Below are 11,865 nucleotides of genomic sequence, written 5' to 3' on the forward strand. Positions count from 1 at the left end.
CAACGAGAAAACCCGCTACGGCGGGTTTTTTTCGTTTCGAGGGCGCCGAGGAGTATCATTGCGAACTTTTACGAATTCTCGCCAAGGAAATCAACATGTTGACGAAGCGCCTCGTGCTGGCCGCCGCCTGTTTTCTGACGACCTTCGCCGCGGTGCCGGCAGTTCAGGCCGCCGATCCCACGTACACCGTGGGTGCCGGCGGTACCTATCGTCCGTTCGAGTTCGAAACGCCGCAAAAAGAGCTGGTCGGCTTCGATATCGACGTCATCAAGGCGATCGGCAAGGCTGGCGGGTTCAATGTGAAGCTGGTCAGCACCCCGTGGGAAGGCATCTTCGCCACGCTCGACCAGGGCGATCGCGACATCATCATTTCCGGCATCACCATCACCGACAAGCGTCGTGAAATGGTCGACTTCTCGGCCCCGTACTTCCCGGCCGATCAGGTCATCATCACGTCGCCGGGCTCGAAGGTCGCCAATCTGGCCGATCTGAAGAAGCTGCAAGTGGGCGTGGTCAATTCGAGCACTGGCGACATCGCCGTCTCGGAAGAACTGGGACGCGCCAGCACCTCGATTCGCCGCTTCGACAACACGCCGCTCATGCTCGAAGAGCTGTATCGCGGTGGCGTCGACGCCGCCGTGGGCGACGTGGGCGTGATCAAGTTCTATATCAAGAGCCACCCGGAAAAGCCGTTCAAGCTCGTCTACGACAGCAAGTTCAAGCGCCAGTACTTCGGTATTGCCGTCAAGAAGGGCAACAAGGTCGCGCTCGACAAGATCAACACGGGTCTGAAGAAGATCGTGGCCGACGGCACCTACGCCAAGATCTATAAGCAGTGGTTCGACGCGGACGTGCCGACGCTGCCGCAACAATAAGTAACGCGTGTAAGATTCGCGCCACGCGCGCCAGACATCTGGCCTCTCGCGGCCCGTGAGCTGATCGTCGAACCCTCGACATCAACCCCCGGGCCGCGAGCGTTTTTCTGCCGGCAAGCCGGTTCGTTTCATTTTGTATAAAGGTGCTTCATGGGTGGGTTCCAGTGGAACATCATCAGCGAGTACATGCCTTTGTTTGTCGAAGGCACGCTGATGACGCTCAAGTGCACGGTGATCTGTGTGATCGCCGGCACGTTACTCGGGCTTGTGCTCGGCGTCGGCCGTCTGGCCGAGGCGCGTCATGGTTTCTATAAGTACTTCCTGCGCTATGCCGTGCAATTGCCGGTGCGCTTCTACGTCAGTTTCTTCCGCGGCACGCCGTTGTTCGTGCAGATTCTGCTGATCCACTTCGCGCTCATGCCGATGTTGATCAACCCGTCGGGCGGTCTGCTTATCAGCGGCGATCTGGCACGTGAAATTCGCTCGCAATACGGCGCGTTCATGTCCGCCGTGCTGGCGATCTCGCTCAACGCCGGTGCCTACGTCTCGGAAATCTTCCGCGCGGGTATTCAGTCGATCGATCGCGGTCAAGCCGAAGCGGCTCGCTCGCTGGGCATGACTTACATGCAGACGCTGCGCAAAGTGGTGCTGCCGCAAGCGTTTCGCCGCATGCTGCCGCCGCTGGGCAACAACGCCATTGCCATCGTGAAGGATTCGTCGCTCGCGTCGGCCATTGGTCTCGCGGAACTGGCGTATGCCGCACGGACCGTGTCGGGCGCCTATGCTCGGTATTGGGAGCCGTACCTGACGATTTCACTCATCTACTGGGTGATTACGCTGGTGCTGTCGGCATTTGTTCAACATCTGGAAACGAGGTACGGGCAAGGTGATCGTCGTTAACAACCTGCAAAAGCAGTACGGCGAGACGCACGTGCTGCGCGGCATTACCTGCCGAATCGAAGAAAGCGAAGTGGTGTGCGTGATCGGGCCGTCGGGCTCGGGCAAGAGCACGTTCCTGCGCTGTCTGAATGGACTGGAAGACGTGAGCGGCGGCGAAGTGCTCGTCAACGGCTTTCACGTCGAAGACCCGAAGACCAACATGAATGCCATGCGCGCGAGCGTGGGCATGGTGTTCCAGCGCTTCAACCTGTTCCCGCACATGTCGGTGCTCGAGAACCTGATTCTCGCGCCGATGCAGGTCAACAACCTGAAGCGCGATCAGGCCGTGGTCGTCGCCGAGCAGTTGCTGCGCAAGGTCGGGCTGATCGAGAAGATCGACGCCTTCCCGAACCAGCTCTCCGGCGGTCAGCAACAGCGCGTGGCGATCGCCCGCGCGCTGGCGATGCAGCCCACCGTGATGCTCTTCGACGAACCGACCTCGGCACTCGACCCGGAACTCGTGGGCGAAGTGCTGGAAGTGATGAAGTCGCTCGCCGAAGAAGGCATGACGATGGTGGTGGTTACGCACGAGATGGCGTTTGCGCGGGAGGTTTCCGACCGCGTGCTCTTCATCGATCAGGGCGTGATCATGGAAGAAGGTCACCCCGAGCAGATCTTCTCGGCCCCGAAGCACGAGCGCACGCGCGAATTCTTGCGCAAAGTCTTGTAATTCTCGTGATTGTGATGCGCGCGACGGTGTATCCGCGCGCCGCATCTGATTACAATGCGAGGGTACGCGCGTCGAGTGCCACCCGGCACCGGCGCGACGCCGGCGCCCTGAGCCCCCAGCCAGGTCTTTTCATAGGGCAGTGACCGTTGTCCGGGACTGCTCCGCAATCGCAGATTGCACCCAGATTTCACGAGGTAGTCATGAGCCAGCCAATCGCTGTGACCCGCCAGACGTTCGACGACGTAATGGTGCCCAATTACGCCCCTGCCCAGATGGTGCCCGTACGCGGCGAAGGCTCGCGCATGTGGGACCAGCAAGGTCGTGAATATGTCGATTTCACCGGCGGTATCGCAGTCAATGCACTGGGCCACGCCAACCCCGAGCTGGTGAAAGTCATCGAAGAGCAGGCACGCAAGGTCTGGCACATCGGCAACGGCTACACCAACGAGCCGGTGCTGCGTCTGGCCAAGGCGCTGACCGAGGCGACGTTCGCCGACAAGGCGTTCTTCTGCAATTCGGGCCTCGAAGCCAACGAAGCCGCACTCAAGCTGGCGCGCCGCTACGCGTTCGACCACGCTGCCGAGCGCGGCGGCAAGGATAAGAGCGAGATCATCTCGTTCTTCAACTCGTTCCACGGCCGCTCGCTGTTCACCGTGAGCGTGGGCGGTCAGGCGAAGTACACCGAAGGTTTCGGACCGCTCCCCGCTGGCATCATGCACCTGCCGTACAACGATCTGAAGACGTTCGAGGCGACCATCTCCGACGCGACGGCCGCCGTCATCGTCGAGCCGGTGCAAGGTGAGGGCGGTGTGCTGCCGGCCGATCCGGCCTTCCTCAAGGGCCTGCGCGAACTGTGCGACAAGCACGGCGCGCTGCTGATTTTCGACGAAGTGCAGACCGGCGTTGGCCGCACGGGCACGCTCTACGCTTACGAACAATATGGCGTGACGCCGGACATCCTGACGACCGCCAAGGCGCTCGGCAACGGTTATCCGATCGGCGGCATTCTGACCACCAGCAAGATCGCGGCAAGCTTCTCGCCGGGCACGCACGGCTGCACGTACGGCGGTAACCCGCTCGCTACGGCCATCGCCGGGCGCGTGCTGGAACTGATCAACACGGCAGAAACGCTGAACGGCGTGAAGGCGCGTCACGATCATTTCATCAAGGGCATCGAAGCGATCAATGCGCGTCACGGTGTGTTCGAGCATGTGCGCGGTCTGGGCCTGCTGATTGGCGCGGTGCTCAAGCCTGCCTTCTCGGGCCGTGCCAAGGAAATCGTGGCCGAAGCCGAGAAAAACGGCCTGATGCTGTTGATCGCTGGCGGCGATGTGGTGCGCTTCGCGCCGTCGCTGAACATTCCGTTTGCCGACATCGACGCTGGCCTCGCTTCGCTGGAGAAGGCGGTGGCGGCATTGGCAGCAACGGCCAAGGCAGCGTAAGTACGCGTAGGAAGGTCGACAGTGTCCGCATATGTCCGCATATGTGCGCACCGTCGACCGGTATGACTTCGGGCTGGACCGACACCCGTGGGTAGCCACGGGAATGTCGCTCCGGCCCTTATTCCAGCTAACGCCAAGCTGAGTCGGTCCACGGAGTTCTCCATGAACGACATGTCTGAGGCTGCATCGTTGCCATCGTTGCGTATTGTGCGTCTGGCGCGCCGTGAGGATCTCCCCGCACTGCTCAAGCTGGCTGCGCTTGCCGGGCCGGGCATGACGTCGTTCAAGCCCGATCAGGCGGCGCTCGAAGCGCGGCTCGAGCGCATTACCGCCACGCTCGACGACCGGGCACCAACGGCCGAGCAGGGCTATCTCTTCGTGATGGAAGACGCGGCCACCGGCACGATTGCCGGGGTCTGCGGCATCGAGGCGGCGGTAGGGCTGGAGCAGCCGTTCTATACGTATCGCAAAGACACGATCGTCCATGCGAGCCGCGAACTTAACGTGTGGTCGCGCATGCTCACGTTGTCGCTCTCGAACGACCTGACCGGCTATAGCGAGTTGTGTTCGCTGCTGCTCGATCCGGCGTGGCGTGGGCACGGCAACGGCGCGTTGCTCTCGAAAGCGCGCTTTCTCTTCATGGCGCAGTTCCCCGAACGATTCGGTCCGCACGTGTGTGCCGAACTGCGCGGGTTCTTCGATGACAACGGGCAGAGTCCGTTCTGGCAGTCGCTCGGACAGCACTTCTTCAAGATCGATTTCGATCAGGCCGACTATCTGACGTCGATCGGCAAGAAGTCTTTCGTCGCCGAGTTGATGCCGAAGTATCCGATTTACGTCGACTTCCTCTCGCCCCAAGCCCAGGCGGCCATCGGCGTGACGCATCGCGACACCTTGCCTGCACGACGTTTGCTGGAGCAGGAGGGGTTGCGCTCGGGCGCGCACGTGGACATTTTCGACAGCGGCCCGGTACTCGAAGCCCGAGTCGCCGACCTGCGTGCTGCACGCGACAGCCGGTATCTGAGCGTGAACGTGGCCGCGGACGACGCCACTGCGCCGCCCATCGCGAATGCGGAACCGTATCTGGTGGCGTGTCTGGGGCTCTCGGGCTTTCGCGCCACGCTAGTGACGGGACGCCCGGAACGGCGTGCGTTCACGCTCAGCCCCGTGGCCGCCAAAGCGCTTGGCGTCAAGCAGGGCGATCGGGTGCAGGTGCTGCCGCTCAAGCCGCCACGCGCGGATGTCATGTGAAAGGCCAGCGGGCCGTGCCGCCGCTTACACGCGTTTGCCGGATGGTGTCGCCGCAATCTTCAGAATTCAGAACTGAATCGTCGCCGTGACCGTATCGGTGTAGACCCCCGGCGCGGGTGTCGCCTGCGCGGGGACTTGCGCGTAGATGGGCACTGCCTGCACGAAGCCCGTGCCGATACCCGTGAGTTGCGACGTGCCCGCCGTGCCATCCCCCCAAACCGCGCTGTAGCCGCTGTCCAGATAGAGTTGATAACTCACGCGCGACGCGGTGAGCCCGGTCATCGCGCGCGCTGTCACCGTGCCCACCAGTCCTCCCGACAAGCTGATGCGAAACGCATCGTTTTTCGTGCATTGCACGGTGAGCATGCTATTGCCCGTGACGGGCTTGCCGAGCGTCGACTGGGTCGCGAAGGTGATGTTCATGGCGGCAATCGTGCAGTTGTTGATGACGGTGACATTCGCGTTGAATGGCGTGCCAGCGGCCGCCGTCATCGCGCTGCCGCACGCGGGGGCGGGCGAGAGGGCGGCATACGACGCGTATTGCAGCGTCGCGTCGGTCGCGGCAAACGCGTGCGTGTAGACCGTGTTGCCGTTCGACGACGTGGGCACAGTGTTTTGGGCGGCTGCAATGCGTGCGTAGATGTTGACGTTCTGCGTGACCGTGCCGCCGAGCAGGTTGCGCGCCATGGTCACAGCGATGACGTTGGCCGTGCTGTTGCCCCACGCGGTCGAATACGCCGGGTCGATGAACAGCCCGAAGTTGATGGCATTGCCTGCATTGACCAGCGTGAGCGGCTGGCTGGCATTGAGGGCGAGGCAGAGTTTGACGTTCGGATTGCCGCCGAGCAGCGGAAACGTGCACGACACCGGGATCGTGCCGGTGGCCGAAAGGGCAGCGCCAGAGATCGGGCTGAACGCAGAGAACGCGAGCGTGGGCGTGCCGATCGAGCAGGTCTGCGCTGCCGCCAGCGGGCTGAACACGCTCAGACATACCGCCAGCCATACGCGACGTCGACCGCAGCGTGCGGACGGCTCGGATCGTTCTGAGCGCTCAGAACGCTCAGACCGCTCGGATAGCTCGGATAGCTCGGATAGCTCGGATAGCTCGGATAGCTCGGATCGCGCGTGCATCGCTAACGTGGGCAACGTCATGACCCGTCTCCTTGGCTCTGTGAAGCAAGCGGTGTGCGCCCGCGCGTCGGCTTAGGCTCCTCTGCCAGCGTACCGAACGCAATGCACACGACCGGCCCGATGCGCGCGATTTCGCCATCGGGCGGCGCTTGCCAGTCGAACGTCGCGCGGCAACGTTGCGCGCCATCGTGCGATTCGAGTGTGTTGCGCGGCGCGAGTGTGTCGATGAACGCTTCGCCGTCGTAACCCACGACGGTGACGAAGCCGCTTTGCAAGTGCCGCACCGAGGCGCCCGGCCGCAGCGGCTGGCCCATCGCGCTCACCAGCGTGATCAACGCCGCGCGATAGCGCCGCACGGGGAAACGCACGAGGACCCCCGCGCCCGATTGCGGCGCGATACGGTGCTCGGTCGTCACCACTTCCAAATCGGCCGGTAGGCGCATCGGATCGATGCCGATACGGGCACGCTCGAAACCGTTCAAATCAGGCACGAGAAAGTAGCCGCGCGCGTCGGTCTGTCCGATCGGCACCGACTCCCGCAGCACCGGCACATCGGCCTGACCGTCCGTACTGACAAGCGCGAACGCGTCGTAAGTGCGCCGTGTCGCGTGAAGGCTCTTGTCCATGACGACGAGCGCACCGGTCATGCCGACGGCTGCCCCGCGTTGTTGGCCCACCTGCTGCGCCAGCGCCGACACTTCGCCATGGCGGCCGAGGTAGCGTAGTTCCCCTTGTGCCGTGCGCTGCGAGAACGCGTGGCCGCCGAGCACCTGCCAGCCCCATCCGCCGCCGTAATCGGGCGTGCGGCCAGCCGATGCCCACGCTTGCGTTTGCCCGTCCTGTTGCGTGACTGACGCGCTGCCCAGCACGCCATTGCCCAGCAGCAGGCTCAACATCGCAAACACGCCATGCGAACCGCGTCGCGCAAGGTCGCGAAAACCGCCGATAGACAACATGCCGCGCGAACTGGCTGGCACGTTCAGGCTGGCGGACAGCACGCGCGTGGCCCGCTGGCGCGGCGTGCGTTGCCCGAAGTACGCCAGCGATGCGGTGCCGCCTTTTCCCCAGGGCACGGATACGCTGACGCGCTCGCTGGCGGTTGGCGCAGGCGCGCCGTCGAGCGATGCGAGATCGCGGTAGCGGCCTGCCGTGCGGATGATCTGCGAGTCGACGCTCACGTGCCGCGAAATGTACTGATAGCCCACGCTCCACTGCGCGCCAGTGCGACGCCCTCCCGACGCGGCCATGGCAGCACTGACGACACCGGCACGGCGCAGTGCCATCAGCGCCCCGGCACCCGCCATGGCGAGACGCTTTCCCGTCTGCGCCTGGGCCTCCACGGTGAGCGTATCGGTTACGCCGTACCGTGCCGCCACCGACGCTACCGGATGATGCCGATAGGAAAACGAGCGCACGCCGTAGTCGTCGCGCGGCAAGCCCGCCTCCAGAGAAAAGCTCGACAGTCCCTTCGCCAGCAGCCGCGGATCGATGTAGAGCGGCACGGTCGTGATTTGCTCGCGCCCGAGCGCATCGCGCGTCACCAGACTCGCCTGCATATCGCCCGTGAGACCGGGGGCTTCCTGAATGACGAACGGCCCCGGCGGCACGCGGCTGCCGAAGCGCTTGACGCCGTCGAGATAAAGATCGACGGACGACGGCACGACGGCGCTGCCGCGCAGGGCAGGGACCGGGAAGGTGACCAGATCGGGCCGCAAGCTGAAGTTGCGCCGCCATTGCAGCCCGGCGATTCGCACGGAGCGGGTCCATGCAAGCGAGCCGGTGATCAAGTCGCCTGTGGTCCAACTGGTCAGCGTGGCGGGGTCGTTGCGCTGCCACGCGGTGTCGTAACGAAGGTAACCGCGTCGCCAAGGCGAGTGCTCGACGAGGCCCGTCTGCGAGAGCGTGGCGCCGGACCAGAAGCCGCGCACTTCACTCCACACCGACGCGCGTGTCTGGTAATCGCGCTGTAAGTAGCCGTCGTAGTTGACGATCAGGCCGGGGTCGGCCGTCGCATCGATGGGCCCGGGGAGTTCATCGCTAATGCCACCGATGCCACCCACGCGGTAAGGCGTGAGCCAGGCGTCGCTCACGCGCAAATCGATGTGCTGGCGGGTGGCGTGATACGTGGCGTGCACGCCGTCTAGCGTGTCGAGATCGATCTCGCGGGCGTCGTAGAGCGTGTCTTCGTCGTTGTCATCGCGGTTGTCATTACCTGGCAGGGTGCTCGCGGTAAGGCCCAGCTCGCGTAGGTCGCTTGCGCGGATCCACCAGTGGTTGTTGCGTCGTACGAACGGCGCAAGGCGTCCGGTCGGCTCGCCGTTGATCGACACATCGAGCACGTAATGTCCGTCGGGTGCCGCCCGAGTCGATGCCGACGATGCCAGCGATGTCCTTGATGCGACAGACGCCCCAGCCTCGGGCATCGCCACAGGTAACGTTGCCGACGTTGCCAAAGCCGCCGACGCGGCTGCGCCCACTGTCATCGTCGACACAATGACGCTCGCCGCAGCAGCGGGGGCGAGGTACACACGGCCACGCCTAGCGCTCGCCATCCGCCGTGGGGCTGGCAGCAAACCGCGTCGGCACGGTATCGATGCGCGATTCCACGGTGAACGGGGCAATCGGCGGGGCACCGGCTGGCCAGCTCACGGCGAAGCGCCGCGTTTGCCCGGCGAGTACGTAACCGAGCAGCCCGCGCGTGAGCTCGACGCTGCGGCCCGTAGCGTCGACCACACGCGTGGCCCCCAACTGAGCATGCCGATCGCCGTCGTTGTGCACGGCGAGCTCGCCTTGCGGCATCTGCATGTCGAAGCGCAACGACGGCGTATGCGCATCGCTCGCCTGCACGAAAACGGGCAGCGAGTAGCGCAATCGAATAGTCACGCCCTCGCTGGGCGCTTCGGCCACCGCAGGCAATTCGTCGACGAGCAGCCGGTAGCTCTGCTCGCCTTGCGCGGGCTCGGGTGTCAGGCGCACGAGTCGCACGATTTGCTGCTCTCCCGGCTCGATACGCAGAATCGGCGGGCTGGCGATCATCGCGTCGGTCGGGGTCAGCACGTTCTCGCCGTCTTGCTGGGTCCACGCGTACACACGCAATTGCCCGTGGATCGGCAATTCGCCGGTGTTGCCGAGTGTGAGGGTCGTGGCAGGCTGCGTCGTTGCAAGGTTGACGATCACCGGCGAGACCTGAAGGCTCGCGCCGTTCCCATCGGTCACGCACAACGTCAGCAAAGCGACGAACGCGCCGCCCGCCGCGCGAACGGCGTGTCGGCAAGCGTCGGGTCTCGTGAGGGTAGTCATCGCATTGGCCTCAGAAATAGACAGTTGCCGTCACGCTCGACGTGTAGACGTCCGGCGCGGGCATCGTGGACGACAGCGAGGCTTGTCCATAGACGGTGTAGGTCTTGACCACGCCGCTGCCTGAGTCGCCGAGCGTATTGGTGCCTTGCGTGTTGCCCCACGGCGTCGCGTGTCCCGAGTCTTGGTAAAGCCCGAACGGAATGGTCGTGGTGTTGCCGGTGAGCGTGCCCGCCAACAGGCGGTTCGTTTCGGTCGAACTGGCCGTTGTGCCAGCGTTGAGACCGATGTTGTAGCCCGTCGACGAGGTGCAGATGACCGAGAGGGTGGATGTGCTGGGGATAGGGCCGGTGGCGGAGCCCTGCACGGGCGTGAACGTCATCGGCGTGGCGGCAATCGTGCAGCCGGGCAGAATCGTCAGCGACACCAGCATTGTTGCCGTGGCTGAGCCGTTGGAATAGGTAGCGCCTTGCGCGGTACCGCCCAGCGCGAGCAAGCCGACAGCCCCGGTCAGGGCAAGGCATAGCAGCGATTTCTTCATCGTCGTTCTCCTTTGGAGTCCTACTGGAAAGTGGGGCGATACGAAGCGCGCTTTTGGCACTACGCAGTCAGCGTGAATGGCACTCGTTTTACGGACGCTGTCTACGTAGTTTAAGAAGGCATTTGCATGAAATGCGCGGCGTGCACGGGCTTTCGGAATGTTCCCAGTTGAGCGACGAAATGCCGCACTTGCCGTCTCTGCCGGATACGCGCAACGCGCACGTCAGGGGACGACGCAGTGCGCACGCGCGACGGTGGGCGTTGACGGATGGTTTGTGTCCCGAGGGCCGTGCGACGCCGTGTCGCAGGGCAAAGTGACGGCGATCAAAGCGAGGGCATGCGGCACAAGCATTCGCGCATATTTCACTTGCCCTCGTTACGTCGCCGTCTCTAGAATGACTTCTTGACGCGTATCGGGCGTCGTCGGCGCTACCCGCGCGACACAGCGCCTGCGATACGTGTTAAGGGGCCGGGTTCTCAAGCCCCCATTGCCCGCGGATATTTCACGAGAGGGATGCCATGCTCAGACTTCTGTCGAAATACTGGTGGTTGCTCGTTTTACGCGGTGTGCTCGCCGTGGTCTTCGGCATCGCGGCCTTCGCGCTGCCCGGCGTGACGATTGCCGTGCTGGTGCTGTGCTTCGGTGCGTTCTCCTTTGTCGACGGGGTCTTCTCGCTCGCAGGTGCCTGGAGTGCACGCAAGGAACACGCTGAATGGTGGCTGCCACTGTTGCAGGGCGTCGTCGGCATCCTCATCGGTGTCCTGACTTATCTCAACCCGGCGTTGACCGCCGTCGCGTTGCTTATCTATATCGTTGCCTGGAGTTTCGTCACCGGTGTGCTGCAAATCGCGGCCGGTATCGCGTTGCGCCGCGAGATCAAAGGCGAGCTGTGGATCATTCTTTCCGGTGTATTCAGCATTCTGTTTGCCGTGTTCATCATGTGGCAGCCGGGCGCCGGTGCGCTTGCGCTCATCTGGGCCATCGGCGCATGGGCCATCGTCTGGGGCGTATTGCTCGTGATGGCAGGCTTCAAACTGCGCGGTGTGGCGCATGACGGCTCGCCAGCCGTGTCGCACGGCGCGCATTAAGTCTTTCCCTTCGTCCGCACCGGGGGCTTCGGTCACCGGGTGCCGGCGGATTCCTCCCCCGGCAGCCGCTGCGCTGCCAGACGTCAGCAGGAGTGTGAAATGGCTCTGAACCATACGCGTAACACCCTAGGTGAAAAGATTCGGATCGAATCGGTCAATCTACTCAATCGGGGGTTGATCAACGGCATCGACGTGCAGCGTCAGGCGAAGCAGGCGCATTGGAACGTGCACGGCCCGGGCTTCATCGAACTGCACTTGTTGTTCGACGATGTTTATAACGCCGCGATCGAGTGGGCAGATCTATGCGCCGAGCGTCTCGTGGCGCTGGGCGGTGTCGCCGACGGCCGCGTGCAGACGGTGGCTAAAAAAACCGAGTTGCCGGAGTACAAGAACGAGTTCAAGCGCGGGCTCGATCACGCGGCCGCGCTGGCCGAAGCTCTGGCCGCTTACGGCGAGATCATTCGCGGCTTGATCGACTCCTCGGCCGAGATCGGTGACGCCACCACGTCGGACGTTTTCACCGAAATTTCGCGCGGCGTCGACGACCATCTGTGGAAGGTGGAAGCGCACCTGCGCGGCGAGTAAATCCACGCGGCCGTTGCCCGCTACCAGCGGCCGATTCATCCGATCC

General features: G+C 63.6%; 11 protein-coding genes. 7 read left to right on the forward strand and 4 right to left on the reverse strand.

The features are described 5' to 3' along the window. Window positions 1–95: 95 nt before the first annotated feature. From PPN31114_RS01995 to astA, 5 genes are all read left to right on the forward strand, one after another. The gene (locus tag PPN31114_RS01995) at window positions 96–875 is read left to right on the forward strand and encodes a basic amino acid ABC transporter substrate-binding protein (RefSeq protein ID WP_217426906.1); all 780 of its coding nucleotides are present in this window, start codon (window positions 96–98) and stop codon (window positions 873–875) included. Between the two features lie 150 nt (window positions 876–1,025). Next, the gene (locus PPN31114_RS02000) at window positions 1,026–1,775 is read left to right on the forward strand and encodes an amino acid ABC transporter permease (RefSeq protein ID WP_150677820.1); all 750 of its coding nucleotides are present in this window, start codon (window positions 1,026–1,028) and stop codon (window positions 1,773–1,775) included. Next, window positions 1,762–2,484, forward strand: coding sequence for an amino acid ABC transporter ATP-binding protein (locus tag PPN31114_RS02005; RefSeq protein WP_150677821.1), 723 nt, complete (start codon window positions 1,762–1,764; stop codon window positions 2,482–2,484). The genes PPN31114_RS02000 and PPN31114_RS02005 overlap by 14 nt, the downstream gene beginning before the upstream one ends. A 200-nt stretch (window positions 2,485–2,684) precedes the next feature. Continuing rightward, entirely contained in the window at window positions 2,685–3,926 is a 1,242-nt protein-coding gene (locus tag PPN31114_RS02010; RefSeq protein ID WP_150677822.1) for an aspartate aminotransferase family protein, read from the forward strand. Window positions 3,927–4,124: 198 nt separating this feature from the next. Further along, complete coding sequence (gene astA / locus PPN31114_RS02015; protein WP_174987830.1) at window positions 4,125–5,177, forward strand: arginine N-succinyltransferase; 1,053 nt, start codon at window positions 4,125–4,127, stop codon at window positions 5,175–5,177. A gap of 66 nt (window positions 5,178–5,243) precedes the next feature. Here astA and PPN31114_RS02020 read toward each other — a convergent pair whose 3' ends face one another. From PPN31114_RS02020 to PPN31114_RS02035, 4 genes are all read right to left on the reverse strand, one after another. After that, on the reverse strand, window positions 5,244–6,158 hold the full coding sequence (locus PPN31114_RS02020) for a Csu type fimbrial protein (protein WP_174987575.1): 915 nt from the start codon (window positions 6,156–6,158) through the stop codon (window positions 5,244–5,246). 167 nt (window positions 6,159–6,325) lie between these two features. Continuing rightward, on the reverse strand, window positions 6,326–8,836 hold the full coding sequence (locus PPN31114_RS02025; protein ID WP_174987580.1) for a fimbria/pilus outer membrane usher protein: 2,511 nt from the start codon (window positions 8,834–8,836) through the stop codon (window positions 6,326–6,328). 10 nt (window positions 8,837–8,846) lie between these two features. After that, window positions 8,847–9,608, reverse strand: a complete 762-nt coding sequence (locus tag PPN31114_RS02030; protein WP_150677826.1) for a fimbrial biogenesis chaperone — start codon at window positions 9,606–9,608, stop codon at window positions 8,847–8,849. A gap of 10 nt (window positions 9,609–9,618) precedes the next feature. Beyond that, window positions 9,619–10,146 carry a Csu type fimbrial protein gene (locus tag PPN31114_RS02035; RefSeq protein WP_150677827.1) on the reverse strand — a complete coding sequence of 176 codons (528 nt, stop codon included), beginning with the start codon at window positions 10,144–10,146 and terminating at the stop codon, window positions 9,619–9,621. Between the two features lie 518 nt (window positions 10,147–10,664). On the opposite strand from PPN31114_RS02035, the gene PPN31114_RS02040 reads away from it, so the two are divergent. Together PPN31114_RS02040 and dps are read left to right on the forward strand one after the other, a co-directional pair. Beyond that, the gene (locus tag PPN31114_RS02040) at window positions 10,665–11,234 is read left to right on the forward strand and encodes an HdeD family acid-resistance protein (protein WP_150677828.1); all 570 of its coding nucleotides are present in this window, start codon (window positions 10,665–10,667) and stop codon (window positions 11,232–11,234) included. 99 nt (window positions 11,235–11,333) lie between these two features. Continuing rightward, window positions 11,334–11,819 carry a DNA starvation/stationary phase protection protein Dps gene (gene dps / locus PPN31114_RS02045; protein WP_150677829.1) on the forward strand — a complete coding sequence of 162 codons (486 nt, stop codon included), beginning with the start codon at window positions 11,334–11,336 and terminating at the stop codon, window positions 11,817–11,819. Window positions 11,820–11,865: the final 46 nt, after the last annotated feature.

The organism is Pandoraea pneumonica, from assembly GCF_902459645.1.
Taxonomy (GTDB): domain Bacteria; phylum Pseudomonadota; class Gammaproteobacteria; order Burkholderiales; family Burkholderiaceae; genus Pandoraea; species Pandoraea pneumonica.